This is a genomic window from Nocardia sp. NPDC006630 (assembly GCF_040611495.1).
Taxonomy (GTDB): domain Bacteria; phylum Actinomycetota; class Actinomycetes; order Mycobacteriales; family Mycobacteriaceae; genus Nocardia.
This window is the reverse complement of the sequence record NZ_JBEXOK010000015.1, coordinates 38,311-64,014: the sequence shown is the minus strand read 5'-3', so window position 1 is coordinate 64,014 and position 25,704 is coordinate 38,311. Positions and strand designations below refer to the sequence as shown.

Below are 25,704 nucleotides of genomic sequence, written 5' to 3'. Positions count from 1 at the left end.
GACTACTGTCGCCCACCGACATGACGGCCCTGCCGGTCCCCTGTCAGACCGCGCGCTGGTGCGTCGTGCTCGCGCCGTCGAAGGATTCGCGAATGATGTCGGCGTGGCCGGAGTGGTGGGCGATCTCGCGCAGGATGTGCAGGATGATGTAGCGCGCGGTCAGCCACTCCCGCTCGGGCGCCCAGGGAGCGGTCGGGGTGGGGATCGAATCGTCCAGGTCGGGCAGCTCACGAATCAGCTTCGCGGTCTGCTCGGCGAGCACATCCCACTCGGCGAGCAACCCCTCGACCGTCTCGTCCGGACCGAGCTTGTACTCGGAATCCATTCCGGAGACATCGAATTCGGAGTTCGGATCACGCTCGACGAGGACCGTGGTCCAGTGCCGCTCGACATTGATCACATGATGTAGCAGACCGCCGAGCGTGAGCTCGCTGACCGTACTCCGCTCCCGCGCGTCGTCCTCTTCGATCCCGCGCAGGGTGATCCGGAAGATATCCCGCTGACTCGCCAGGATACTGATCAGCTGTTCACGCTCGTGGTCGACGGTCATCGAATGTCCCTCCGCTGGTGCGTATTCGGGACACACGCTACGGCAGGGCACCGACAATCGGGCTGGTTGACGAGAACCCTTGACACCGGAAATCACCCGCACGAGGCGGGTGATTTCCGGTCAGAACTATTGGCCCGCGGACTACTTGGAAGCGGAAGCTTTTTTCGCCGCGGCCTTCTTGGTGGTGACCCCGTCCGCGGTCTTGGCCGCGGCCTTCTTCGCCGCCGCCTTCTTCACCACCGTGGTCTTCGACGCCGTAGCCTTCGCCGCGGTCTTCTTGGCCGCGGCCTTCTTCGCGGGCGCCTTCTTGGCAGCGGTCTTCTTCGCGACCTTCTTCACCGGCCCGCGCGCCCGCCGATCCGCCAGCAGCTCCGAAGCACGCGCATCGGTGATGGACTCCACCGCATCGTCCTTGCGCAGGCTGGCATTGGTCTCACCGTCGGTGACGTACGGCCCGAAGCGGCCGTCCTTGATCACCATCGGCTTCTCCGAGACCGGATCGACACCCAGCTCACGCAGCGGCGGCGCACTGGCCGACTGCCCGCCGCGCCGCTTGGGCTCGGCGTAGATCTTGAGCGCCTCCTCCAGCGTGACCGTGAAGATCTGATCCTCACCGGTCAGCGACCGCGAATCGGTGCCCTTCTTCAGATACGGCCCATAGCGGCCGTTCTGCGCGGTGATCTCCTCATTGGAGGCCGGATCGACACCCACAACACGCGGCAGCGACAACAACTTCAGCGCGTCATCGAGCGTAATGCTTTCCAAATCCATGGATTTGAACAGCGATCCGGTGCGCGGCTTCGGCGCGACCGCCTTCTTCGCGCCCTTCTTGGCCTCGGGCTCCGCGGCCGGTTCCGGCAGCACCTCTGTCACGTACGGACCGAAACGTCCTTCCTTGGCGACGATTTCGTGCCCGCTGACCAGATCGATGCCGAGCGAGCGACCCTCCTGCGGAGTCGAGAACAGCTTCTCCGCGACATCGAGTGTCAGCTCGTCCGGCGGCAGATCATCGGGCAGATTGGCGCGCTGCGAGATCGAATCGCCTTCTGGGTCATCAGGATTGATGACCATGCGCTCCAGGTACGGACCGAACTTGCCGACCCGGACGACCACATCGCGGCCTTCTTCATCGGCGAAAAGCTTGATCGAGTTGACCTCGCGGGCATCGATACCGTCGAGCCGCTCGCTCACCATCTTCTTCAGGCCGCCGGAGCGTGCCACCGAACCGTCGGCGCCGTCGTCACCGCCGAAGTAGAAGCTGGACAACCAGTTTCCGCGCTGGGCGCGACCACCGGCGATGGCGTCGAGATCATCCTCCATGGCCGCGGTGAAATCGAAGTCCACCAGCCGGCCGAAGTGCGACTCCAGCAGGCCGATCACCGCGAACGCCACCCACGACGGCACCAGCGCACTACCGCGCTTGTACACATACCCGCGATCGAGAATCGTCTTGATGATCGACGCGTAGGTCGAAGGACGCCCGATGCCGAGCTCTTCCAACGTCTTGATCAGCGACGCTTCCGTGAAACGCGGCGGCGGATTGGTGGTGTGCCCGTCCGGCGCCAGCTCGATGGCCGTCACCGCCTGGCCCTCGGTCAGCGCCGGCAGCCGGGATTCGGCGTCATCGGACTGGCCGCCCGCCTCCTCGTCGACACTCTCCACGTACGCCTTCAGGAAGCCCGCGAAGGTGAGCGTGCGACCGGAGGACGAAAACACGCACTCCTCACCGGTATTCGCGACACCGGTGATGCGAACGGTCAGCGTGGTGCCGCGCGCATCGACCATCTGCGAGGCCACCGTGCGCTGCCAGATCAGCTCGTAGAGCCGGAATTCGTCATTGTCGACCCGCGAATGCAACTGCCCCGGGGTGATGAAGACATCACCGGAGGGACGAATCGCCTCGTGTGCCTCCTGCGCGTTCTTCACCTTGCGGGTGTACTGCCGCGGAGTCGGGCTCACATACTCCGCGCCGTACAGCTGCGTGGCCTGGGCCCGCGCCGACTGGATGGCCGACTCCGACAGCGTGGTCGAGTCGGTACGCATGTAGGTGATGTAGCCGTTTTCATACAGCCGCTGCGCGACCCGCATGGTGCGCTCGGAGGTGAAGCGCAACTTGCGCGCGGCCTCCTGCTGCAGCGTCGAGGTCATGAACGGCGCATACGGCTTGCGGGTATACGGCTTGGACTCGACCGAACTGACCGTCAGCGCCTCGCCCTGCAGCGATTCCGCCAGCCGCTGCGCGTAACCGGCGTCCAGCACCGTGACACCCGAGGACTTCAGCTGCCCATCGGCGCCGAAATCGCGACCGGTCGCCACGCGTGCACCCGAGACGGTGACAAGACGGGCACCGAAGACCCGCGGATTGCCCTCGCCCTGATCGCCCGCGTCCAGCTTGGCCGCGATATCCCAGTACTCGGCAGAACGGAACGCCATGCGCTCCCGCTCCCGCTGCACGATGACGCGCGTCGCCACGGACTGCACCCGGCCCGCCGACAAGCGCGGCATGACCTTCTTCCACAGCACCGGTGAAACTTCGTAACCGTAGAGCCGATCGAGGATGCGGCGTGTCTCCTGAGCGTCGACCAAATCCTTATCGAGGTCGCGCGTGTCGGCGGCCGCGGCGAGGATGGCCGGCTCGGTGATCTCGTGGAACACCATGCGTCTGACCGGGACCTTGGGCTTCAGCGTCTCCAGCAGATGCCACGCGATGGCTTCGCCCTCGCGGTCGGGGTCAGTGGCGAGGTAAAGCTCGTCGGCGTCGGCGAGCAGGCTTTTCAGCTCTGCGACCTTGGCCTTCTTATCCGGGCTGACCACATAGATGGCCTCGAAGTCATGGTCGACGTCGACGCCGAGCCGGGCCCACTGCTCGCCCTTGTATTTGGCAGGCACATCCGCCGCACCACGCGGCAGATCCCGAATATGCCCGACCGACGCCTCGACTACATAGCCGCGGCCCAGGTAGGGCGCAATTTTCCGGGCCTTTGTCGGCGACTCGACGATGACGAGACGACGCAGGGGCCGACCCTGGTCGGGCGCTGCCTTGGAGTTCGGCGCTGCACCGCGGTCTCGTGTTGCCACCGGCGAACACACCTTTCCTGTCGATCCGCGCTGCGTCGTTGTCATGTCACGGCGCGCGATACGCGGCTGGGGCAAAGCGGCTGCGATTACTGATTATCGCTGCCAGCAACGTTTATACCGTGTTCAGAGGCTCGGCCTCGGTCGCAGCGACGATATGGCCCCGGGTTGTGATCGAGTGTAGTGGGTCCGGATATGGCTCGTCCCCCACCGCCGTGAGGCGATGGGGGACGGATACCTAGATGGGTGAGCCCGCTCAGGCGAGCGCGCGAACACCGGTGGCCTGCGGGCCCTTGGTGCCCTGGCCGACCTCGAACTCGACCTTCTGGTTTTCTTCGAGGGTGCGGAAGCCCGAACCCTGGATCTCGGAGTAGTGGACGAAGACGTCAGCGGACCCGTCCTCGGGCGCGATGAAGCCGAACCCCTTCTCCGCGTTGAACCACTTCACAGTTCCCTGTGCCATTCTGTTCCTTCTCTTTCCATACCGGAACGGTAGACAAGTAGGTTCGTCCACCGGGTCCGTTGAGACCGCTGTACTCTGTTCCCCCTGCAGGAAAGCCATCAGTACACCGTTCGCAACATCGATCCTGCTTGATGGTTTGGACTTTAGATCCGTTCCCTCGAACACAGAAGCTTGCGACCAGGAACCAGTGAACCATGTCCGCGAGCAATTCAACAGCTGAGTTACCCACAATTTGCAAAAAAGTTGATCTTGCGAATGCGCAGGTGAGGGGCATAATGCCCAAATCCGTACTCGAAGTAGGTTTGCTTCCGGATAACAGAGCGAGCATCCGGCAAACCCCCTGCGACACAGGACGCTACTCTGTAGTGAAATGGCAGGTAGAGGACCAGACATACACACGTTTCGCACCCCACACGCCCAGCAAGGCGGCCTGACCATGATTCCGGCGGACCCCGCGAGCGTTCTGGGAAGCCCCCACGACACCAGCTATGGCCAATCGTTGCTGAATCGTGTCCTTACCGGGGCAGGAGCCGGCGACACCCGCCTCACCCACGTCGCAGAGTTGCCGCCACGTGCGGCTCAGGTCACGAATTGGCCCGAATGGGCGTCTTCCGAAGTAATAGCCGCGGTGCGTGCTGTGGGGGTGGAAGCACCGTGGATTCATCAGACGCAGGCCGCCGACCTGGCCGCAGGGGGACGTCACGTCGTCGTTTCCACGGGCACCGCCTCCGGCAAATCGCTCGCCTACCAGCTGCCCGTACTTACCGCGCTGCAGCAGGACCCCCGGGCCACGGCCCTTTATCTGGCGCCCACCAAAGCGCTCGGGGCCGATCAACTGCGGATGGCCACCGAGCTGACCAGCCACGATCCGCTGCGCGGCATTCATCCCGCGCCCTATGACGGCGATACCCCCACCGAAATAAGGCAGTGGGTGCGGGCCAATTCCCGCTGGGTCTTCACCAATCCGGACATGCTGCACGTCGGAATGCTGCGATCGCATCAGCGCTGGGCCCGGCTGCTGCGGCAGCTGAAATACGTGGTGGTCGACGAATGCCATACCTACCGGGGCGTATTCGGGTCGCACGTGGCGCTGGTACTGCGACGGCTGCGGCGGCTGGCGGCGCGATACGGGGCCGATCCGGTGTTCATCCTGTGCTCGGCCACCACCGCCGAACCGGCGGCGACGGCCTCCCGGCTCATCGGCGCACCCTGCGTCGCGGTCACCGAGGACGGGTCGCCGCAGGGCTCGCGGACGGTGGCGCTGTGGGAGCCGCCGCTCATCGGCGGGGGTGTGACCGGGGAAAACGGTGCGGCCGTGCGGAGATCGGCCGGGGCGGAGGCCGCCAAGATCATGGCCGACCTGGTGACCGAGGGCGCGCGCACGCTCACCTTCGTGCGGTCCCGGCGTGGGGCCGAAGCCATTGCCATGGATACCCGGCGGCTGCTCGCCGACGTCGACGCCACGCTGCCGGAACGGATCGCGGCCTACCGGGCCGGCTATCTGGCGGAAGATCGGCGGGCGCTCGAAGCGGCGCTGTCGGAGGGGTCGCTGCTGGGTGTGGCCACCACCAATGCCCTCGAGCTGGGCGTGGATATCGCGGGGCTGGATGCCGTAGTGGTCGCGGGATATCCGGGCACGGTCGCCTCGTTCTGGCAGCAGGCCGGGCGGGCCGGGCGGCGCACACAGGGGTCATTGGTGCTGCTCATCGCCCGTGACGACCCGCTGGACACCTATCTCGTGCATCATCCGGAGGCGCTGCTCGGGCGGCCCGTCGAGGCCACCATCACCGATCCGCACAATCCCTATGTGCTCGGCCCGCACCTGCTGTGCGCGGCCATGGAACAGCCGCTCACCGATGCCGAGGTGCTCGAGTACCGGGCTTGGGAATTGCTCTCCGACCTGGCCCGACAGGGTTTGATCCGGCGGCGGGCAGGGGTCGGAAGGGATGGGACCGCACGCTGGTTCGTCACCGCCGACGCCCATCCGCACGATGCGGTGGACGTGCGCGGCGGCATCGGCAGTGCGATCGCGGTGGTCGACGGGGAGAGCGGGCGCATGCTCGGCACCACAGATGCCGGACGGGCGCCGGCCACCCTGCACGAAGGGGCCGTCCACCTGCATCAGGGCGAGAGCTATGTGGTCGATGAGCTGGACCTGGAGGAAGGCGTCGCGCTCGTGCACGCCGAGACTCCGGGCTGGACCACCAGCGCCCGGGCCGTGACGACCGTCGAGGTCGAGGAGATGACCGAATACGAGACATACGGCCAGGTCACCATTGCTTTGGCGCAGGTGCTGGTGACCCGGCAGGTGATCGGATACCTGCGCCGGCTGCCCAGCGGCGAGGTCCTGGACATGGTGCCGCTGGAGCTGCCCGCACAGATCCTGCCGACCCGGGCTGTCCTCTATACCGTCACGCCGGACCTGCTGTCGCGGGCCGGAATCGACCCCAGGCAGGCCGCGGGGGCGCTGCACGCGGCCGAACACGCCGCCATCGGCATGCTGCCGCTGGTCGCGACCTGCGATCGCTGGGATATCGGCGGGGTATCGACCGCGGAACATCCCGATACCGGGCTGCCCACCGTATTCGTCTACGACGGGCATCCCGGGGGTGCGGGTTTCGCCGAACGCGGGTTCGCACGGCTGCGCCAGTGGCTGGCGGCGACGCTGGCGGCCATCGAATCCTGTGGCTGCGGTAGTGGCTGCCCGTCCTGCGTACAGTCTCCGAAGTGCGGAAACGGCAATAATCCGCTGGATAAGACGGGCGCGGCGCGACTACTGACCGCAGTGCTTACAGCCCTCGGCGATGGTGACGGGGACCACACCGAACCGTGATCGGGGCGTCGCCGGAGCGCGGCCGGAACGCCATCCTGCCGACCTGCCGGTACCAGGCCGTGAGGGGTACGAGGCGGCGTGGCGCAAGACTCGTAACGAGTCATGCACAGCGCACCTGATAGTCGAATAAAGAGGGATGTGATCCGGTTAACTGCACAGTTGCCCCGTTCGATAATGTCGATCACGCATTTACCAGTGCATTTAGTCGATTCCACGTTTTGGAACGAATAGGAAAGTCATGGGCGGAGAAACTATTCGCCTACCACTTTCATCCAATATCGACATTGATCGACACGCAGTGTGGTGCGCGCCATCCATTCTCTAACCAACCGCTCAGTACGAGATAGTTGCATTGGGCAAGTAGTCCTCGCTATTGCGGCTACTACTACTACTGCCGCGAGTACTACACGTCCTCTCCGATAGGTCCGGCCCGAGCCATAGCGCGCACCGATCGCGTACCCAGTGGACCGAGCGCCATTCGCGCTTCGACCGTGATCGTCACATCCCACTCGGCCACGGTGCACCCGACAATCCGCACTCCCATTCGGCGTGCGATCTCCTCGGCTCGCGCGCAACCCGCCGCGGTGCCACGGTCCAGCCCGGCGGCTGCGGCCAGTGCGGCGAGGTCCGCCGCGGACTGCGCGCGGTGACGGCCCGCCACCGCCACCCCGACCTGTGCCACCAGCACCGTGAGGGTCAGCAAAGCGAGCAACGCCACACATGCGACCACCGTCACTCCCCCTGACTCGTCGCCCGCATCCCGCGCGCGGGGCCCGCCACAACGACCGCCGCACCTCATTGCGGCTCGCCGGGTTCCCGCGCCGACACGGCCTCCGCGCGCAAGGTCAGCGGTAGCAGTGGGGATCGGACGCTCACCGAGGCCACCACCAGCTCGCCGTCCGTGCGGACAGTGATCACGGCACTCGGGGGCGCCATGCGCCGGGCAGCCGCTGCCGCCCCGGCACTGTCGCCGCGGGCTGTGAGGCGGGCCGCCTCGCGCGCGGCATCAACACAGCGCACCTGTGCCGATACCGCGAGCAATGCGCCTATACAGAGGACCAGCACGGCGACCAGGGCTGCCAGCGCGATGGCGGCCTCGACGGTCGCCATGCCCCGGTCACCGCCGCGAACGGGCGGCCGGGACAGTGCGGCGGGCGGGCCCGCACTCAGCCGGTCGAGGTCTTCAATGCCTTGTCGATGATCTTGGTCAGGGCGTTGACGATGCTGTCGCCGGTCACCACCGCGTACAACACGGCGCCGAACGCCGCGGCCGCGATCGTCCCGATGGCGTACTCGGCCGTACTCATGCCCTCCTCGCCGACCGCGACGAGGAGCAGTCGCTCGCGCAGGCCCCAGCTCAGGCTTCGCACCGAAGATCGCACGATCTCTCCTCTCCTCACTCCGATGCGGCCGATCCGCATCGGCACAGTTGCCGTTCACAGCAGGCCTCCGCCCAGGACGTGGCCGGCCAGGCCGATCACCACCGGCACAATCCCCAGGCATACGAAGGCCGGCAGAAAGCACAGGCCGAGGGGCCCGCCGATCAGGACGCCGGCGCGTTCGGCCCGTGCGGCGGCCACATCCTCGACCGCTCCTCTGCGCTGCTCGGCCAATTCGGTTACCGCCGAGGCCAACCCGGCCCCCGAACGCGCCGACCGGCGGGCCATGCGCGCGAGTGCGGCCACTCCGTCGTCACCGCACCCGGCGGTGGCCTGCTCCCACGCCGTCACCGGATCCGCCCCCAGCGCAAGCAGATCCGCTGCTCGTCGCAATACCGAGGTCAGTGGTTCCGGGGCGCCCGGCGCCACGGCGCCCGCCGCTGCCGCCGCGGGCAGGCCCGCGCGCAGGCAGGCCGCGAACAGGTCCAGGGTTCCCGCCACACCCAGCGGATCAGGTACGGCCCGAACGGACTTGGCACGCACCGCACGATCTCGCTCCCGCAGGCCGCGCAATCGTCGTGCAGCGGCAATACGCCCCGGCAGCAGCGCCAGCGCGAGCGCGGTGAACAGCAGCGGCCACGAAAGGCTGTTCATCGCAGCACCTTTGCGGTGATGGCGTCGGTCCAGAGCAGACCGGCGCAGGTCAGGGCCGCTCCGAGCGGAAGGAGATAGGCACCGGCCGGAGACAGGAAGAGCACGTGCACCGGAGCTGCTCCCATCAGTTGACCGAGTGCGATACCGAGCAGGGGCAGCAGGGCAAGCACCGCGGCGGTCGCGCGGGCACCCGCGAGCGCGGCTCGGGTGCGGTCGCGGAAGCGCTTGCGGCCCAATAGGTCCAGCCGGGTCGCCGTGAGCAGCTCCGCGAGTGCCAGCCCGTGCCGATCGGCCACCTGCCAGGCTTCGCCGATGCGGGCCAGCTCCTGCGGGATCGCGGTCTCCGAGCGACGAAACGCATCGGCCCCCGATCCCCCCAGACGGCTGCGCGCTGCGCTCACCGCAAACGCGTGCGCCACCGGACCAACGGTCTCGTACGCGGCGACTTCCGCGGCCGCACTCGGATGCGCACCGATCCGCAGCTCGCCGATCACCGTCTCCAACCCCTCCAGCAGCTGCGCACTCTCCTCCCCTCTCATACGTTCCCGCCCCGCCCGCCGCCGGCGCAGTCCCAGCGTCCCCACCACCAAGATCGCGGCAAACAGCGGACCGACGCCGACCACGAGCGCCGCAGGCAGCCCCGCCACCACGGCCAGCCGAACTGCCCGGCCCACCCCCGGCCTTCGAATCTTCCTCGCGCACCGAAACAGTCGGGCGAACCTGCGACGGCCCGCCGGATCCGGAACCACCACCAGTGCGAGCGCGAGACAGCCGAGTATCGAACCCCAGTGCCCGGCAATCGAAGTCATCGGTCACCGCTCTCGGCCGCTCGCGGCGGACCCTCCCGCCGCGACACACACCCACTGCGCCACCCATGACGTAGTCCTGGCGGCTGACTGTGACGCCACTGAAACAACTTGCCGCACCGCTGATCCCGCCCGGAACACTGATCCTCAGCGCAACAGCCCGGCCTTCTCGCCTCCGGCACGGCAGGCCGAGGCTCCGGTCCCGACGACGCAGTCATCGACCGCTCCTCTCGCCGATAGACCGCCCGCAGGAGTCGCTGATCGGACAAACACAGACCAGCCCGCTGGGCGAGGCACTCGATCGACCCTGTTGACAGGGAGTGAAAACATGCAGCGGCAGTGAGTCATCGAGCCGCCCGCCACCGGGCCGAACCGGCAGCGGCGGAAGACCGTCATCAGCTCGCGCCTCCCCCGCGGCAACGAGCGGAGCTCGAGCCACCTCCGCCGAACCGGAGTCAGCTGGAAATGCGGCAGTCATCAAGGTGTCCTTTCGTCGAAGAGTAAGCACGGGCCGCGACCGACGCGGCGATCATCAGTGCCGGAATGCGGCGGTCGCCCAACTGCTTTCGCCGCAGCCGTGGCAACTTCGGACGCGGCGACCATGAGATCTCCTCTCGTGATGGCAGCGGGTAGGGAGGCTGCGACGGACGCGGTAGTCGCGAAACTTCCCGTTCGTTGAGAAGAGGGACGAGCGAGGCGACGGCGGACGGCGCGGCAATCGGGGTGCCTTTATCAGGGGGACCGACGAGCGAAGCGGCGGCCGACGTCACGTCGCTGGGCGCCCTTCATGGAGGAGACCGGCGAGCGAGGCGACGGCAGGCATGACGGCATTGGATAGCGCCTCGCCGAGGAAGTTGGTGAGCGAGGTGGCGGCGGACGTCGTGGTCATGGGGTGGTTCTTTCGTCGAGGAGGTCGGTCAGGGCGGCGGACGCGGGGGTGGGGCGGGGGTCGGCGGACCAGGCGGGGGTGATGTGGACTCGGCCGGCGGTGGAGGTGACCAGGCCTATTTCGCGGAGGGTGCGGGTGCCGTCGGGTCGGCGGTGGACGTGCAGGACCACCTGGATGGCGGCGGCGAGTTGGCTGTGCAGGGCGTCGCGGCTCATACCGCCCAGGGCGGCAAGGGCTTCGAGGCGGGCGGGGACCTCGCGGGGTGAGTTCGCGTGCACCGTGCCCGCGCCGCCGTCGTGGCCGGTGTTCAGTGCGGTCAGCAGGTCTGCGACTTCGGCGCCGCGTACCTCGCCCACGACTATGCGGTCGGGGCGCATGCGGAGGGCCTGGCGGACCAGGTCCCGGACCGTCACCTCGCCTGCGCCTTCGACATTGGCGGGGCGGGCGACCAGGCGCACCACGTGCGGGTGGGGCGGGGCCAGCTCCGCGGCGTCCTCGACGCAGATAATGCGTTCGGCGGCATCGACCTTGGCGAGCAGGCCGGAGAGCAGGGTGGTTTTGCCCGCGCCGGTGCCGCCGACCACCAGGAAGGCGAGGCGGGCACGAATTATGCGCTCCAGCAGGGCTTTCGCCTCGGCGGTGACCGCGCCCGCGGCGGCCAGCGCATCCAATCCCTGCGAGGCCGGGCGCAGTACCCGCAGCGAGAGACAGGTGCCGCCGTGCGCGATGGGCGACAGCACCGCATGTAGCCGGACACCGAACGAATTACCCAGGGCCGCTTCCGTTCCGGTCAGCCGGCCGTCCACCCACGGTTGCGCATCGTCGAGCCGGCGCCCCGCCGACAGGGCCAGCCGCTGCGCCAAACGCCGCACCGCCGCCTCGTCCGGAAATCGCACCGAGGCCCGTCGCAGCCCGTGCCCCCGATCCACCCACACCGCATCCGGTGCGGTGACCAGCACATCGGCCACCTCCGGATCGTGCAGCAGCGGCTCCAGCACCCCCGCCCCGGTCATCTCCGTCTGCAGCAGCCGCAGCGCCCGGAGCAGATCCGTATCCCCCAGCACGCCACCGGCTTCGGCCCGAATAGCCGCGGCCACCTGTGCCGGATCCGGCTCGACCGCCCCCTCCGCCAACCGCTCCCTCACCCGATCCAGCAGATCCGCCGTCACCAGCGCACTCATCGCGACACCCCCGAATACCCGCTGATCGGCATCCGCCGCGCCCGCGCCACTCGCGCGCCCCTGCCAACCGGTAAGCGCCGTACCCGGGACCTACCGGCAGGCTCCCCAACCAGCGACCGCCACACCTGCTGCCCGCCCGCAGATGGCCCGAACAGCCAGCGATCCACCCGGGGCCTACCCGCACGCGGGCCGACCGGCAACCGATGTGCCCGTCGCGTATTCACGCACTTCTGCGGCTGCGGAGCCCGCCCGAACACAGCCCGACCTGCGACCGTATCCAGGGCGCATTCACGTGCTTGCCGCACGAGCGGATTGGTGGGCGGTGCCGTGGGCGGTCGAGAGCAGCGGGAGAGGTGGTCTGCTGAGCACTGGGCTGCTGAGGCAGGCGTTCCGCGCAGGCTCGGTTCGCCGCCGAGGCCTTCGAGCTCGGGGCGGCGGGTCCGGGTCATCGGTATGTCCCGGTGAGGGCGGGGGTGCTGATTCGTCTGGACGGCAGGCGATTACGGGGAGTTGGTGGCGCGCTGGCGCGGTGAGTGTTCGAGACCAGGGCCGTGAGGACGGATTCGGCCGCCGTACGGAGGGGTCCTCGGCGCGGGAGGATAAGGGGGCCGCGTTCGAGGGATTGGGAGAGGGCGGGGTGGGGTGGGACTGCGGACAGGACGGGGAGGGCCAGGGTTTCGGAGATTTCTCGGGCCCGGAGGCCGCCCGGGGAGGGGCCTCGGATAATCAAGCGCACATGGGGATTTCGGCTGATGAGGTGAGCAGCTACGGATTCGGCCGCGGCGGTGGCGCGCAGGCGGGCGGGGGTGATGAGGACTATCAGGTCGGCGGTGTCGAGGAGCCGGTCGGTGTGCGGGCCGCGTTCGGTGGACAGGTCGCAGACCACCAGATCGCCGGCGGCGCGGCCCGCCTCGACCACGGCGTGCAGGGCGACGGGGCTGAGTTCTGTTGCGGCTGGCCCTCTTCCGCAGGAGAGAACGGCCACGCCCGCGGCGGCGGGGAGGGCGTCGTGCAGGGCCGCGGCGGAGACGCGACCGTCTTCGATGACGAGGTCGGGCCAGCGCAGACCGGTGGTCTTCTCCAGTCCGAGGAGCAGGTCGAGACCACCGCCGTGCGGAGCGGCATCCACCAGCAGCGTGTGATCGCGGAAGCGTTCGGCGGCGGCGAGTGCCACGGCGGTTGCCAGGGTGGAGGCGCCCGCGCCGCCGACGGCGCCGGCAATGGCGACCACCGCCCCGTCGCCGCTGCCGCGCTGGTCGTGGGCGGCGAAGGCGGCGATCAGGGCATCCGCCTCGGCCGGCAGCGGAAGCACCTGCTCGGCACCGATTTCGGCGGCCGCCCGCCAGTCGAGCAAACCCGGCTCCCCGTCGGTCACCAGCAGAATTCCGGTGCGGCGGGGGGAGTCGGCGGATGCGCAGCAACGTGCGGCAGCGGAGTCGAGCACGATCACCGAGGCCGCTGTCCACGCGTGCCGGCCGAGTGGCGGAGTGCGTTCATCCAGTGGACGGTCGGCGGCCGCCGCAATGCGCCGGACCTCGTCTCGCAGTCTGTGATCCGACACCAGGGCGAGGGCTCGGAATGAAGCATCGGCTTGAGAGTTCATGCAGGTCAGCGTCACCCAAACGAGCAAGCGCCGAAAGAGCCTCAATAGCGATTGTGGATAACACGCGGCCTGTGGATAAAAAGCCGGGTGATCCACTGGGACATAACAGTCCGTAAATAGAGGACGACCCCAGCCGGGGGGGGAGGAGGCTGGGGTCGTCGGGTTCAGCCCCGGGGGGTCGGGCTGAACGCTGCCTGGACTAAGTCCAGGCACCGCCAATACTACACCCAAGGCCTGGAGCGTTTGCAAGTCCGCCGGGCGAGTCTTTTTCCCGCTGCCACGGCCCCGCTTCCGACTGGCTAACTCCGGCAAACACCGCAAAATCCCGCACCGAGCGGACCGCACCGCCCGCCCGCCGCCTCCGAAACATAAGCTGGTCGCTGTGACAGCCGAGCGCGGACGAGTCGCCGCCTTCTTCGATCTCGACAAGACGGTGATCGCGAGGTCGAGTGCCTTCGTGTTCAGCAAGCCGTTCCTGGACCAGGGCCTGCTCAGCCGACGAGCAGTACTGGAGAGCAGCTACGCGCATTTCCTGTTCCTGCTCTCCGGCGCCGACCACGATCAGATGGAGCGCATGCGGGAGAACCTGACCCGCATGTGCGCGGGCTGGGATGTGGATCAGGTGCGCTCGATCGTCGCCGAGACCCTGCACGACATCGTGGATCCGCTCATCTACGCCGAGGCGGCGGATCTCATTGCCGACCATCGCATTCGGGGCCACGATGTGGTCATCGTGTCGGCCTCGGGCGCGGAGGTGGTCGCGCCGATCGCGGTCGCGCTGGGCGCCGACCACTATGCCGCGACCCGCATGGTGGTCGAAAACAACAAGTACACAGGCGAAGTCGAGTTCTACTGCTACGGCGAGGGCAAGGTCGAGGCCATCGAAAAGCTTGCCGCCACATACGGATACGACCTGTCGCGGTGTTATGCCTACTCGGACTCGGTGACCGATCTGCCGATGCTGAGCATGGTCGGGCATCCCACCGCGGCCAACCCGGATCGCGGTCTGCGCAAGGAGGCGGTCGCCCGCGGCTGGCCGATTCTCACCTTCTCCAATCCGGTGTCGCTGTGGGCGCGCATTCCACAACCGTCGACGACCACTGTGGCGGCCAGTGCCGTGGTCGCCCTGAGCGCGGTGGCCGCGGGCGCGGTGAGCTACCGGCTGCTCCGCCGGCGCAGATGAGATCGCCCCCAGACACGCCCCAGCACAAAACGGCCGGACACGCCGGGTATTGGAAAGTTTTCTCAGCACTTGATGTGAGGGCCGTCACAGGGTAACAATGGACGCACGGAAGTAAGGAAGGCCAAGATCGGAATCGGAAGAGAAGATTCGGTCTCCCGTCCCACCCTTCCCAGCACGGACACCCGGCACCCACGCGGAGCACGCCGCGACAGGGCATGAGTGTTGTGGGCCTGCGTTATCTGCGGTCCGGTCGGTAATGGCCTCGCAAATCTGCGGGGATGATCCGCATCGGAACCCGGAGAGCTCGCCGAGGCCGGAACACAACCCGAGAAGCACGCTTGGTAACCAGGCGATCCGTGCTATGCGGGCGGTGAAGTCGCAACAGCGGCTACGCCGCCCGCATTGACGTGCAGGGGGCTATCCGCTCGCCGCGTCCGCGATCGAACGGGCTTCGCGCGCACCGTCTTCGAGTGCGCCGCAGGTGAAGATCACCCAGCCGCCGACACCGTCCGCGGTGCCCATGCCGAATCCGGCGGCCGCATCCAGATAGGCCTGCCGCCGCCGCAACCAGAAGACTTCAGGTACGCCGAGGCTGTGCGGGTCCAGCCCACTGGACGCCGCAACCAGTCGCGACGCCGCCCGCGCGACGATCCCGTCACCGGTGCCGAAGGGCCGCAGGGACAGCAGTTCACCGTGCACGATGGCCGCGATGACCGGGGCGGGAGCCTTGCTGGTGAGCACCGTCTGCGCGAGCAGGTCGAGTCGTTCGGCCACGCCCGGAACATTGCGCGGGCGGCCGAGCTGCTCTTCGTCCTCGACCATATCGGCGGCCGCGAGCAGGTGCAGTCGCGCCAGCGCCTGCAGCGGCGCCCGCTCCCACACCCCAACGAAGGTTCGCAGTGCGTCCCCGTCCAGGGCCTGTCCGATGCGCAGCGCGCCGGCGAGGATCGGGTCCTCGACATTGCCGTCCGCGGGCAACTCGATGCTGCCGCCCTCGATGGCCGCCGACGAGCGCGCCGCCCGGACCGCGGCCTCCGCGGCGGTGGTCGGCCAGCCGCGCCGATTCGCCTGGTGGCGATGCACTCCGGCGAGCGCGTCCCGGGCCTTGTCAGCGGCATCGCGCACACCGGGCAGTTCGACGAGTGGCTCTAGCGGATCGGTCACGACTGCCCAGGCTACTTGCGGCCGAATCCAGTGCGCGGTGAGCCCCGCGCATAGGCAGACGAGCTGGTCCGGCGGCGAAACCACAGTTCTCGGCCGCCAGCCGAATCAGCCGACCAGCAGGTCGCGGCCCGGGATGGCGTCCAACAGGCGCTGGGTGTAGTCGGAACGGGGGTTGTCGAAAACCTCGCCGGTGGTGGCGGCTTCGACGACCTTGCCCTGCTGCATGACCACGACATTGTCGGCGATCTGACGGACCACGGCGAGGTCGTGGGTGATGAAGAGGTAGGAGAGGCCGAGCTCGCCTTGGAGCTGGTTGAGCAGTTCCAGGATCTGGGCTTGGACCAGGACGTCGAGGGCGGAGACTGCTTCGTCGCAGACCACGAGTTCCGGTTCCAGGGCGAGTGCGCGCGCGATGGCCACGCGCTGACGCTGGCCGCCGGAGAGTTCGCCCGGATAGCGGCTCGCCACACTCGACGGGAGGGCCACCAGGTCGAGCAGTTCGCTGACACGACGGTCGCGTTCCTCGCGGCTGCCGATGTGATGGGTGCGCAGGGGTTCGGCAATGGTGCGGTGAATGGAGTAGGTGGGATCGAGGGAACCGTAGGGGTTCTGGAAGATCGGCTGCACCCGCCGCCGGAAAGCCAGCGGGGTGCGCTTGACGAGGTGCACAACATCCTCGCCGTCGAAGCTGACGGAACCGCCGGTCGGCGCGGTCAGGCCCAGCACCATGTGGGCGACGGTGGTCTTGCCGGAACCGGATTCGCCGACCAGCGCGGTGGTGGTTCCGCGCCGCAGCCGGAACGAAACATTTTCGGCGGCAACAAGTTCGGTGTGCTTCCAGGGCACCGAGCCGCGGATTCGGAAACGTTTGGTGAGCCCGTCCGAGACCAGGATGTCGTCGGGCAGTTCACCTTCCGCCTCGGCATCGGCCACATCCACCGCGAGTTCGCGAATCCGCGCCCGATACTGCACCGCCGAGAGTCGTTGCGAGGCAAGGGAGGGCGCGGCGTCCACCAGCCGGCGCGTGTACTCGTGCTGCGGATCGCGCAGGATCTCCAGTGCCGGACCGGATTCCACGACCTTCCCGCGATACATGACAACAAGATGTTCGGCGCGCTCGGCAGCGAGCCCCAGATCGTGGGTGATGAGCAGTACCGCGGTCCCCAATTCGCGGGTGAGACCGTCGATATGGTCGAGGATCTGCCGCTGCACGGTCACATCGAGCGCGGAGGTGGGCTCATCGGCGATGAGCAGTTTCGGCCGCGCCGACAGTCCGATCGCAATGAGCGCCCGCTGCCGCATACCGCCCGAATACTCGTGCGGGTACTGGTTGATTCGCCGCTCGGCGTCCGGAATCCCAGCCTCGGCAAGCAGTTCCACGGCGCGCTGCCGGGCGGCGCTGCCGCGGGCGATGCCATTGGCGGCGAGCGTCTCCTTGATCTGGAAGCCCACCTTCCACACCGGATCCAGATTGGACATCGGATCCTGCGGTACGAACCCGATCCCGTTGCCGCGCACCGCGACCAGCTCGCGTTCGGAGGCCCGGGTCAGATCCTTGCCGTCGAAGCGAATGCTTCCCGATTCGACCCGCCCCGCACCGGGCAGCAGTCCGATGATGGCGTGCGCGGTGGTGGATTTCCCGGAGCCGGACTCCCCCACGATCGCCACGGTCTGGCCCGGATACACGGTCAGATCGACCCCGCGCACGGCATCGACCCGACGCTCGCCGGAGCCGAAAGCGATGTGCAGATCCCGGATTTCGAGCAGCGGCTCGCTCATCGCCGTTCCTTCGGGTCGAGCGCATCGCGCAGGGTGTCGCCGAGCATGATGAAGCCCAGAACGGTCAGGGCCAGTGCGGTCGCCGGGTAGAAGAGAATGAGCGATCCGGCGCGCAACTGCCGCTGTCCGGCGGCAATGTCCGCGCCCCAGGACACTTCGGTCGGCGGCAGTCCGACACCCAGGAACGACAGGGTGGCCTCGGTGACGATGAAAACACCGAGTGAGATGGTGGTCACCACGATGACCGGCCCCAGCGCATTGGGGATGACGTGCCGCAGCAGAATCCGGAATCGGGTGACGCCCAAGGCCGTTGCCGCCTGGACGTAGTCGCTGTTCTTGGCCGACAGCACGGAGCCACGGGCGATGCGCGCCACCTGCGGCCAGGTGAAGGCGGCCAGAATGGCGATGACCACCCAGATGGTCCGATGCTTGGCCAGCTGCATGATGACGATGGCGGCCAGCATGAGCGGCAGTGCGTACACGATCTCGGCGAGCCGCGAGATCACCGAATCCAGCACTCCCCCATAGAATCCCGCGAGCGCGCCGACGGTGCCGCCGATGCCGAGGAACAGGATGGTGGCCCCGATGCCGGTGAGTACGGAGGCGCGGGCGCCGTAGATGGTGCGCGCGTAGATATCGCAGCCCTGCAGGTCGTAGCCGAACCAGTGATCGTGATTGGGCGGCGCGAGGCTGAAATCGACGACGCAGTAGCGCGGATCCTGCCCGGTGAACAGCCCCGGGAACGCCGCGACCAGCAGTACCAGCACGATCAGGGCCACCGCCACCAGGAACAGCGGTTTGCGCCGCAGTTCCCGCCAGGCCGAGCCCCAGAATCCGGCGGGCGCGCCGACCACGTCGACCTTGTCGGTGACGACGACTTCGACCTCGTCGGGCGGTGCGACCCAGCGCTGCTGTCCGGGTCGCGGATCAGCCTGCGGCGCAGGTGTTTCGGACATCTCACGCTCCTCAGGCATAGCGGATCCGGGGGTCGAGGACCGCGTAGAGCAGGTCCACGATCAGGTTGGAGAGCAGGAAGATCACAATGAGCGCGGTCACGAACGACACCACAGTGGGCGCTTCACCGCGCACCACCGCCTGGTAGAGCGTGCCGCCGACGCCGGGGATATTGAAGATGCCCTCGGTGACGATCGCGCCGCCCATGAGCGCCCCGAGATCGGCGCCCAGGAAGGTCACCACCGGGATGAGCGAGTTCCGCAGAATGTGCACGACCACCACGCGCCGGCGCGGCAGTCCCTTGGCGGTGGCGGTGCGCACGAAATCGGCGGCCTTGTTCTCCGCCACCGAGTTCCGGGTCAGCCGCAGCACATACGCGAAGGACAGCGAGCCCAGCACCAGCGCCGGCATGATGAGCCGCGAGAAGCTCACATCGGAGCCGACGGTGACCGGCGCGATATGCCAGGTCACCCCGAACAGGAACTGGGCGAGGAACCCGATCACGAAGATCGGCACGGCAATGACGATGAGGCTGACCACCAGCATGGTGGAGTCGAACCAGCCGCCCTTGCGCAGTCCGGCGATGACGCCGAATCCGACGCCGAAGACGGCCTCGAACAGCACCGCCAGGATCGCCAGCCGGAAGGTGATCGGGAAGGCGTGCGCCAGCACCTCTTTCACCGGCCGCCCGGAGTAGGACGTGCCGAAGTCGAGAGTGAAGATGCCCTTCAGATAGTGCAGGTACTGCCACCAGAACGAATGATCGAGCCCGTACTGCGCCTTGAGCTGCGCCTCCAGGGCGGGCGTGAGCGTGCGCTGTCCGGCCAGTGCGGCGACGGATCCGCCGGTGACCTTCCAGATCAGGAAGTAGATGAGCAGCGTGGCCCCGAAGAACACCGGGATCATCTGCAGCAGTCGCCGCGCTATGTACCAGGCCATGCGCTTACCTCCCTACCGCAGCACGCGAAAAACTCTGCGGCGCCGCTCATTTCAGTTCGATGTTCTCGAAGTCGGGCAGGCCGTTCCAGGTCTGGACGACCTTGGTGACGCGTTTGGAGTACCCCGCGGCATTGACGTAGTCGAAGATCGGGATGACCGGCAGATCGTGCAGCAGCACCTGCTGCGCCTGCCCGACCAGCTGCCAGGACGCCTGCTCGTCCGGCGCCGCCTCGGCCGCCGCGATCAGGGCGTCGAACCGCGGATTGTGATAGTCCGAGTCATTGGAATCGGAGGTGGACAGGAACGACGGCTCCAGGAACTGCAGCATGGTCGGATAGTCGCCCTGCCAGCCGTACCGGAACGCCTTGCCGATGGTGCGGTGCACCACCTGATCGCGCAGCTGTTTGAAGGTCGGATAGGGCGCGCCGACGGCGTCGATGCCGAGAGTATTGCGAATGCTGTTGGCCAGCGCGTCGATCCAGGACTGGTGACCGCCGTCGGAGTTGTAGGCGATCTCGAATTTCCCGCTCCAGGGCGCGATGTCGTTGGCCTGCGCCCACACTCGCCGGGCCTGGTCCGGGTTGTACTGCAGCACTTCGGAACCGGGCAGTGTGCCATTGAACCCCGGCAGATCCTGTGAGGTGAAGTCGCGCGCCGGAACCCGGGTGCCGTGGAAGATCTTCTGCCCGATCTGGGCGCGGTCGACGGCCATGGAGATGGCCTCCCGGCGCAGCCTGCCCTCCTCACCGGTGAAGTGGGCCAGGTTGCCCTGCATGCCGATCCACTGATTCTGCGCGGTCGGCGCCTCGATGGCGCGGTCGCCGAGATCCTTCTTGTACACCGGGAGCGCACTGTCGGGCACGGTGTCGAGCACATCCAGATTGTCGGCCAGCAGATCCGAGTAGGCGGCGTCGAAGTTGGAGTAGAACACGAAGGTCAGGCCCTTGTTGCGGGGCGGCCGGCCGCCCTTGTAGCTCTCGTTCGGCACCAGGCTCAACTGCACGTCGTGCTGCCAGGCATCGCCGTTCGCGAAGCGGTAGGGCCCGTTCCCGATCGGATGCTGGCCGAACGCCTTCATATCGCGGAAGGCGGACGCGGGCAGTGGATAGAACGGCGCGTACGCGAGCCGGGTGCGGAAGTCGATGGTCGGCGCGGTGAGGTCCACGGTGAAGGTCAGATCGTCGAGCACCTTCAGCCCCGACATGGTCTGTGCGCGTGGCGGATCCGCCTGCACATCGGCGAATCCGACGATCGGGCCGTAGGTGTAGCTCTGCAGCTGGGCATTGGTGACCAGGGCGCCGAAATTCCAGGCGTCCACGAAAGAGTGTGCGGTGACCGGTGTTCCGTCGCTGAAGGTCCAACCTGGCTGCAATCGGATCCGATAGTGCTGCTGATCGGTGGTGTCGATGGACTGCGCGACCTCGTCGTGCAGGGCGCCGCTGGCGTCGATGAAGCGCAGCCCCGCGAACAGCCGGTCCACGACCCGGCCGCCGCCGTTCTCATTGGTATTGGACGGAATCAGCGGATTCTGCGGCTCGGTGCCGTTCACAGCGATCATGTCGCCGTACACCGGGGTGACCGTGCACCCGGACAGCAGGGCGGCGAGCAGTGCGAACACCGCTATCAGAATGGCGGTCGCCCGGCGGGCCGCCGCGTTCGTCAGGTCCACCGGCACCCCGTTCGATCCATGAATACCACGATCACGATTCGGTCATGAGAACCCTGCAAAGTTAGGTGCAGACCCTAGCCGCCGGCGGGGCTTTCCGCAGGGAGAGCGCGCCGTCAGGACGGAAATCGGGGTATCCGCCGAGTGGGACCGATGGTGGCTGCCGGGCCCCGCGCAGGTCACAGTCGGTTAGGGTCGAACGTGGCCGCGGTCACCCCGTGACCTGTACGCGCGAGAGAAGAAGAGAGAGATGACCGAAACCACCGCCGACCATCCGGATGCGTATCCACCGAGCGCTGACTTCGCCGCCTCCGCGAACGCCGATGCCTCTCTCTACGACCGAGCCGCGGCGGACCGCGAGGGCTTCTGGGCCGAGCAGGCGCAGCGACTGCACTGGGAACAGCCGTGGACTCGCGTCCTGGACTGGGACGACGCACCTTTCGCCCGCTGGTTCGTGGACGGCAAGCTGAACGTCGCCTACAACTGCGTGGACCGGCACGTGCTCGACGGGCACGGCGACCAGGTCGCCATCCACTGGGAGGGCGAGCCCGGCGATTCCCGCGACCTCACCTACGCCGATCTGCTGGCCGAGGTGTCCCGCGCCGCCAACTACCTGACCTCACTGGGCCTGGTGGCCGGTGACCGCGTCGCCATCTACATGCCGATGGTCCCCGAGGCCATCGTGTCCATGCTGGCGTGCGCCCGCCTGGGCCTGACCCATTCGGTGGTCTTCGCCGGTTTCTCCCCCACCGCACTGCGCCAGCGCGCCGACGACGCCGCGGCCCGGCTGATCATCACCACCGACGGCCAGTGGCGGCGCGGTAAGCCCGCGCCGCTCAAGAACGCCGTGGACGAGGCTCTGGCAGAAGGTGATTCGAGCGTCGAGCACGTACTGGTCGTGAACCGCACCGGTATCGACACCCCGATGGTCGAGGGCCGCGATGTGTGGTGGCACGAGACCGTCGCGAACGCCTCGCCCGAGCACGAGGCGCAGGCCTTCGATGCCGAGCACCCGCTGTTCATCCTCTACACCTCCGGCACCACCGGCAAGCCCAAGGGCATTCTGCACACCACCGGCGGCTACCTGACGCAGACCTCGTACACCCACAACTACGTGTTCGACCACAAGCCGGGCAACGACGTGTACTGGTGCACAGCCGATATCGGCTGGGTGACCGGGCACTCGTACATCGTGTACGGGCCGCTGTCCAACCGCGCCACCCAGGTCGTCTACGAGGGCACCCCGAACTTCCCCGATGAGCACCGGCACTGGCAGATCATCGAAAAGTACGGCGTCACAATCTATTACACGGCACCCACGCTGGTGCGCACGTTCATGAAGTGGGGTCGCGAGATCCCCGAATCGCACGATCTGTCGAGCCTGCGACTGCTCGGCTCCGTCGGTGAGCCGATCAATCCGGAGGCCTGGCGCTGGTACCGGGAAGTGGTGGGCGCGGGCAAGACTCCCATCGTGGACACCTGGTGGCAGACCGAGACCGGGTCCATCATGATCTCCCCGCTGCCCGGCGTCACCGCGGCCAAGCCGGGCGCGGCCATGACCCCGCTGCCGGGCATCTCCTCCAAGGTGGTCGACGAGGAGGGCAAGCCGGTTGTGCTCGGTGAAACCGAGGCCAATGGCTACCTGGTCCTCGATGAGCCGTGGCCGTCCATGCTGCGTGGCATCTGGGGCGACAACGAGCGCTACAAGGAGACCTACTGGGCGCGCTACGGCGACCAGGGCTGGTACTTCGCCGGCGACGGCGCCAAGCTCGACAAGGACGGCGACCTGTGGGTCCTGGGCCGCGTCGATGACGTCATGAACGTCTCCGGCCACCGCATCTCCACCGCCGAAGTCGAATCAGCGCTGGTCGGGCACTCCGGCGTCGCCGAGGCCGCCGTTGTCGGCGCCTCGGACGAGACCACCGGTCAGGGCATCGTCGCCTTTGTCATCCTGACGGCCGAGGCCAAGGACACCGGCGCGGATCTGGTGGCGGAGCTCAAGGCCGAGGTCTCCCGCGAGATCTCCCCCATCGCCCGCCCCCGCGAGATCCACGTGGTCCCGGAACTGCCGAAGACCCGCTCGGGCAAGATCATGCGCCGCCTGCTTCGCGACGTCGCCGAGGGCCGCGAACTGGGCGACACCTCAACCCTGGTGGACCCCAACGTCTTCGAGGCCATCCGCGCCGGCAAGGCGTAAAGCAACACCGACCGCACGTAAAGCACTCTCGTACAACATCTTCGGCCCCCGCGACCAGCCGGTCACGGGGGCCGAAGCATTCCCCGCCACTCGCTGTCCCCGCCACACCCACGCCCGTCGCCGCATCACATGCCCTTCGCCGCCCATCCCACGTCACCCGTCGCCGCACCACATTGCACAGCAGGCCCAAGCCACGGCCGACGTAATGCGAGCCGTGTTGCACGTCCAAATCCATGCGCCTCACCTAGTTGCCAGCGCGATGCCATGGCCTGCCGTTCTGCTCCACAAGGGCGTACCCGAACGCCATCGGTCCGCGCACGATTTCGTATGGCGCGCACAGAATCCGCTGCGGCGTCCTGCGCAGTAGACAATCCGCTGCGCAGCATCCGACAGGCGCGCGATGCGGCGACAGCGGGTCCGCCGGTGGTGCTGAGAGTGTGCCCGAATGCATAGCCCTGTCGGATCTGGGCGGTTTCACCCGTTAGGATTGCGTAAGGTGCGCCGGGAAGTCTGGTCGGCATGCGGTTTGCGTCGATCACGTCCGGTGGAGTCGCACGCCGCTGGTTCAGTCGACCGTACTGCCCGAAAGGCACACCCAGATGCGTTCCGAACTCGCCCGCTATCTACGGACCGAAACCTTCGGTGGCGCACTGCTTCTCATCGCGGCGGCGACCGCGGTGCTGTGGGTCAACTCGCCGTGGGGCGCGAGCTATACGACGATGATCGACGCTCATCTCGACATCCCCGCACTGCATCTGAACCTCACCCTGGCCGACTGGACCAAGGACGGTCTGCTCGCCGTCTTCTTCTTCGTCGCCGGACTGGAACTCAAACGCGAACTCGTGGTCGGCGAACTCGCCGACCCGAAACGCGCAACGCTGCCCATTCTCGCGGCCGTCGGCGGTGTGGTCGTGCCCGCCCTGATCGCGGTCGGCATCGGCTGGGGCGTGGACGGTATGGACCGCGGCTGGGCGGTGCCCGTCGCCACCGATATCGCCTTCGCGCTGGCCGTGCTCGCGCTCACCGGTTCCCGCATCCCCGCCGGCGCGCGCGTCTTCCTGCTGAGTCTCGCGGTGGTGGACGATCTGATCGCCATCATCCTGATCGCCGTCCTGTTCACCACCACGCTGAAAATGCTGTGGCTGCTGCTCGCCATCGCGTGCTGCGCGGTCTGGGCGCTGGGCCAGTGGAAGCGGATCGGCACCCCGTTCCTCTACATCCCGCTGGCCCTGCTGGCCTGGTACTCGCTGCACGAGGCGGGCATCCATCCGACCCTGGCCGGTGTGGCCCTCGGCCTGCTCACCCGGGTCCGCCCCGATGCGGGCGAGGACGAGCACTGCGTCCCCGCGGCCAAGCTCGAGCACTTCTTCCAGCCCATCTCCGCCATCCTGTGCGTACCGCTGTTCGCGCTCTTCGCCTCGGGGGTGCCGCTGGATACGAAGGTGTTCTCGCAGCTGTTCACCGACCGCGTGTCGCTGGCCATCATCGCCGGTCTGCTGGTGGGTAAAACGGTCGGCATCTTCGGGTTCTCTTGGCTCGCGGTACGTCTCGGCATCGCCCAGCGACCCGACGATCTCGGTTATCGGGACATGTTCGCCCTGTCGGTACTGGGTGCGATCGGGTTCACCGTTAGCCTCTTGGTGGCAGAACTCGCACTCACGGACGTCGGCGACGGCTCGGAGGTCGAACTGGCGAAAGCAGCGGTGTTGCTGACGTCATTGGCGGCTTCCCTGCTGGGTTCGGCGCTACTGTTGCGTCGTGGCCGCGCCCATCAGGCGCGCCGTGACGAGCGGGAACTGCTAGGACAAGAGTGACTTCGCCGGGCAGTTCCGGGACATGGAGAAGGGTCGAGCAATTGAGCTTCACACAGGGCGGTAACGGGCGGGACGGGAACCGCACCCGCACCATCACCTCGATTCCGCTGTCCGATGTCGATACTCACGAATCGGCGAGCATCGGCAGTCTGGTCCGCGATGCGACCGAACAGATGTCGACACTGGTGCGGGCCGAGGTGGCACTCGCCAAGGCCGAGGTGACCGGTGAGGTCAAGAAGGGCCTGCAGGGCAGCGTCTTCTTCATCGGGGCGCTGACCGTACTGCTGTTCAGCTCGTTCTTCTTTTTCTTCTTCCTGGCCGAGCTGCTGGACGTGTGGGTCTACCGCTGGCTGGCGTTCCTCATCGTCTTCCTGCTGATGCTGGTGACGACGGGTCTGCTCGCCCTCTTCGGCTATCTCAAGGTGCGCAAGCTGCGCGCGCCGGAGAAGACCATCGAATCGCTGAAGGAGGCGAAGACCCTGCTGCCCAGTGGCTTCGGGGCCGCTTCCGAGAATTCGGTCGACGCCACGACCGAACTCGGCAGGCACCGCGCCTAGTCGGTCGATTACGCTCCC

General features: G+C 67.4%; 21 protein-coding genes. 5 read left to right on the top strand and 16 right to left on the bottom strand.

Going from position 1 to position 25,704, the window contains the following annotated elements; all coding sequences use genetic code 11:
• Positions 1 to 43: 43 nt before the first annotated feature.
• The 3 genes from ABZX86_RS35660 to ABZX86_RS35650 form a co-directional block, all read right to left on the bottom strand.
• Positions 44 to 550, bottom strand: a complete 507-nt coding sequence (locus tag ABZX86_RS35660) for a DinB family protein (RefSeq protein WP_355130125.1) — start codon at positions 548 to 550, stop codon at positions 44 to 46.
• Between the two features lie 141 nt (positions 551 to 691).
• Positions 692 to 3,673 carry a type I DNA topoisomerase gene (gene topA / locus ABZX86_RS35655; protein ID WP_355130123.1) on the bottom strand — a complete coding sequence of 994 codons (2,982 nt, stop codon included), beginning with the start codon at positions 3,671 to 3,673 and terminating at the stop codon, positions 692 to 694.
• Positions 3,674 to 3,881: 208 nt separating this feature from the next.
• A complete protein-coding gene (locus tag ABZX86_RS35650) occupies positions 3,882 to 4,088 on the bottom strand; it encodes a cold-shock protein (RefSeq protein ID WP_297626431.1) in 207 nt (68 codons plus the stop codon).
• A 436-nt stretch (positions 4,089 to 4,524) separates the two neighbouring features.
• Here ABZX86_RS35650 and ABZX86_RS35645 point away from each other — a divergent pair, with 436 nt between their 5' ends.
• Positions 4,525 to 6,921 (top strand): DEAD/DEAH box helicase, encoded by a 2,397-nt coding sequence (locus tag ABZX86_RS35645; protein ID WP_355130120.1) that lies wholly within the window; start codon positions 4,525 to 4,527, stop codon positions 6,919 to 6,921.
• A gap of 403 nt (positions 6,922 to 7,324) precedes the next feature.
• On the opposite strand, the gene ABZX86_RS35640 is transcribed toward ABZX86_RS35645, so the two are convergent.
• From ABZX86_RS35640 to ssd, 8 genes are all read right to left on the bottom strand, one after another.
• The gene (locus ABZX86_RS35640) at positions 7,325 to 7,720 is read right to left on the bottom strand and encodes an Rv3654c family TadE-like protein (RefSeq protein ID WP_355130118.1); all 396 of its coding nucleotides are present in this window, start codon (positions 7,718 to 7,720) and stop codon (positions 7,325 to 7,327) included.
• On the bottom strand, positions 7,717 to 8,031 hold the full coding sequence (locus ABZX86_RS35635) for a TadE family type IV pilus minor pilin (protein WP_355130116.1): 315 nt from the start codon (positions 8,029 to 8,031) through the stop codon (positions 7,717 to 7,719). The genes ABZX86_RS35640 and ABZX86_RS35635 overlap by 4 nt, the downstream gene beginning before the upstream one ends.
• Before the next feature lie 56 nt (positions 8,032 to 8,087).
• Positions 8,088 to 8,342: a DUF4244 domain-containing protein gene (locus tag ABZX86_RS35630; RefSeq protein WP_355130114.1), complete on the bottom strand. Its 255-nt coding sequence runs from the start codon at positions 8,340 to 8,342 to the stop codon at positions 8,088 to 8,090.
• A gap of 15 nt (positions 8,343 to 8,357) precedes the next feature.
• Entirely contained in the window at positions 8,358 to 8,954 is a 597-nt protein-coding gene (locus ABZX86_RS35625; RefSeq protein ID WP_355130112.1) for a type II secretion system F family protein, read from the bottom strand.
• Positions 8,951 to 9,628 (bottom strand): type II secretion system F family protein, encoded by a 678-nt coding sequence (locus tag ABZX86_RS35620; protein ID WP_355130110.1) that lies wholly within the window; start codon positions 9,626 to 9,628, stop codon positions 8,951 to 8,953. Before ABZX86_RS35620 ends, ABZX86_RS35625 begins: the two co-directional genes overlap by 4 nt.
• 898 nt (positions 9,629 to 10,526) lie before the next feature.
• Entirely contained in the window at positions 10,527 to 10,649 is a 123-nt protein-coding gene (locus ABZX86_RS35615; protein WP_355130108.1) for a hypothetical protein, read from the bottom strand.
• The gene (locus ABZX86_RS35610) at positions 10,646 to 11,830 is read right to left on the bottom strand and encodes a TadA family conjugal transfer-associated ATPase (RefSeq protein WP_355130106.1); all 1,185 of its coding nucleotides are present in this window, start codon (positions 11,828 to 11,830) and stop codon (positions 10,646 to 10,648) included. Before ABZX86_RS35610 ends, ABZX86_RS35615 begins: the two co-directional genes overlap by 4 nt.
• Positions 11,831 to 12,275: 445 nt before the next feature.
• A complete protein-coding gene (gene ssd / locus ABZX86_RS35605) occupies positions 12,276 to 13,433 on the bottom strand; it encodes a septum site-determining protein Ssd (RefSeq protein WP_355130104.1) in 1,158 nt (385 codons plus the stop codon).
• A gap of 373 nt (positions 13,434 to 13,806) precedes the next feature.
• On the opposite strand from ssd, the gene ABZX86_RS35600 reads away from it, so the two are divergent.
• A complete protein-coding gene (locus ABZX86_RS35600; RefSeq protein WP_355130268.1) occupies positions 13,807 to 14,616 on the top strand; it encodes an HAD-IB family hydrolase in 810 nt (269 codons plus the stop codon).
• 417 nt (positions 14,617 to 15,033) lie between these two features.
• Here ABZX86_RS35600 and ABZX86_RS35595 read toward each other — a convergent pair whose 3' ends face one another.
• The 5 genes from ABZX86_RS35595 to ABZX86_RS35575 form a co-directional block, all read right to left on the bottom strand.
• Positions 15,034 to 15,780 carry an oxidoreductase gene (locus ABZX86_RS35595; protein WP_355130102.1) on the bottom strand — a complete coding sequence of 249 codons (747 nt, stop codon included), beginning with the start codon at positions 15,778 to 15,780 and terminating at the stop codon, positions 15,034 to 15,036.
• Between the two features lie 105 nt (positions 15,781 to 15,885).
• A complete protein-coding gene (locus ABZX86_RS35590; RefSeq protein WP_355130100.1) occupies positions 15,886 to 17,559 on the bottom strand; it encodes an ABC transporter ATP-binding protein in 1,674 nt (557 codons plus the stop codon).
• Positions 17,556 to 18,515 (bottom strand): ABC transporter permease, encoded by a 960-nt coding sequence (locus ABZX86_RS35585; protein ID WP_355130098.1) that lies wholly within the window; start codon positions 18,513 to 18,515, stop codon positions 17,556 to 17,558. The genes ABZX86_RS35590 and ABZX86_RS35585 overlap by 4 nt, the downstream gene beginning before the upstream one ends.
• Positions 18,516 to 18,525: 10 nt before the next feature.
• The gene (locus ABZX86_RS35580) at positions 18,526 to 19,452 is read right to left on the bottom strand and encodes an ABC transporter permease (RefSeq protein ID WP_355130096.1); all 927 of its coding nucleotides are present in this window, start codon (positions 19,450 to 19,452) and stop codon (positions 18,526 to 18,528) included.
• A gap of 46 nt (positions 19,453 to 19,498) precedes the next feature.
• On the bottom strand, positions 19,499 to 21,010 hold the full coding sequence (locus ABZX86_RS35575) for an ABC transporter substrate-binding protein (protein ID WP_355130266.1): 1,512 nt from the start codon (positions 21,008 to 21,010) through the stop codon (positions 19,499 to 19,501).
• A gap of 358 nt (positions 21,011 to 21,368) precedes the next feature.
• On the opposite strand from ABZX86_RS35575, the gene acs reads away from it, so the two are divergent.
• The 3 genes from acs to ABZX86_RS35560 all read left to right on the top strand — a co-directional run bounded on the left by acs (position 21,369) and on the right by ABZX86_RS35560 (position 25,686).
• Positions 21,369 to 23,315: an acetate--CoA ligase gene (gene acs, locus ABZX86_RS35570; protein ID WP_355130094.1), complete on the top strand. Its 1,947-nt coding sequence runs from the start codon at positions 21,369 to 21,371 to the stop codon at positions 23,313 to 23,315.
• Between the two features lie 599 nt (positions 23,316 to 23,914).
• On the top strand, positions 23,915 to 25,129 hold the full coding sequence (nhaA, locus tag ABZX86_RS35565) for a Na+/H+ antiporter NhaA (protein ID WP_355130092.1): 1,215 nt from the start codon (positions 23,915 to 23,917) through the stop codon (positions 25,127 to 25,129).
• Positions 25,130 to 25,170: 41 nt separating this feature from the next.
• Complete coding sequence (locus ABZX86_RS35560; RefSeq protein WP_327143293.1) at positions 25,171 to 25,686, top strand: phage holin family protein; 516 nt, start codon at positions 25,171 to 25,173, stop codon at positions 25,684 to 25,686.
• Positions 25,687 to 25,704 lie beyond the last annotated feature (18 nt).

Coding starts and splice junctions, on each gene's coding strand:
- ABZX86_RS35590 (WP_355130100.1), bottom strand. CDS start 17,559: ATGAGCGAGCCGCTGCTCGAAATCCGGGATCTGCACATCGCTTTCGGC.
- topA (WP_355130123.1), bottom strand. CDS start 3,673: ATGACAACGACGCAGCGCGGATCGACAGGAAAGGTGTGTTCGCCGGTG.
- ABZX86_RS35615 (WP_355130108.1), bottom strand. CDS start 10,649: ATGACCACGACGTCCGCCGCCACCTCGCTCACCAACTTCCTCGGCGAG.
- ABZX86_RS35660 (WP_355130125.1), bottom strand. CDS start 550: ATGACCGTCGACCACGAGCGTGAACAGCTGATCAGTATCCTGGCGAGT.
- ABZX86_RS35650 (WP_297626431.1), bottom strand. CDS start 4,088: ATGGCACAGGGAACTGTGAAGTGGTTCAACGCGGAGAAGGGGTTCGGC.
- ABZX86_RS35575 (WP_355130266.1), bottom strand. CDS start 21,010: ATGATCGCTGTGAACGGCACCGAGCCGCAGAATCCGCTGATTCCGTCC.
- ABZX86_RS35580 (WP_355130096.1), bottom strand. CDS start 19,452: ATGGCCTGGTACATAGCGCGGCGACTGCTGCAGATGATCCCGGTGTTC.
- ABZX86_RS35645 (WP_355130120.1), top strand. CDS start 4,525: ATGATTCCGGCGGACCCCGCGAGCGTTCTGGGAAGCCCCCACGACACC.
- acs (WP_355130094.1), top strand. CDS start 21,369: ATGACCGAAACCACCGCCGACCATCCGGATGCGTATCCACCGAGCGCT.
- ABZX86_RS35630 (WP_355130114.1), bottom strand. CDS start 8,342: ATGCGGATCGGCCGCATCGGAGTGAGGAGAGGAGAGATCGTGCGATCT.
- ABZX86_RS35635 (WP_355130116.1), bottom strand. CDS start 8,031: ATGGCGACCGTCGAGGCCGCCATCGCGCTGGCAGCCCTGGTCGCCGTG.
- ABZX86_RS35625 (WP_355130112.1), bottom strand. CDS start 8,954: ATGAACAGCCTTTCGTGGCCGCTGCTGTTCACCGCGCTCGCGCTGGCG.
- ABZX86_RS35585 (WP_355130098.1), bottom strand. CDS start 18,515: ATGTCCGAAACACCTGCGCCGCAGGCTGATCCGCGACCCGGACAGCAG.
- ssd (WP_355130104.1), bottom strand. CDS start 13,433: ATGAACTCTCAAGCCGATGCTTCATTCCGAGCCCTCGCCCTGGTGTCG.
- nhaA (WP_355130092.1), top strand. CDS start 23,915: ATGCGTTCCGAACTCGCCCGCTATCTACGGACCGAAACCTTCGGTGGC.
- ABZX86_RS35640 (WP_355130118.1), bottom strand. CDS start 7,720: ATGAGGTGCGGCGGTCGTTGTGGCGGGCCCCGCGCGCGGGATGCGGGC.
- ABZX86_RS35610 (WP_355130106.1), bottom strand. CDS start 11,830: ATGAGTGCGCTGGTGACGGCGGATCTGCTGGATCGGGTGAGGGAGCGG.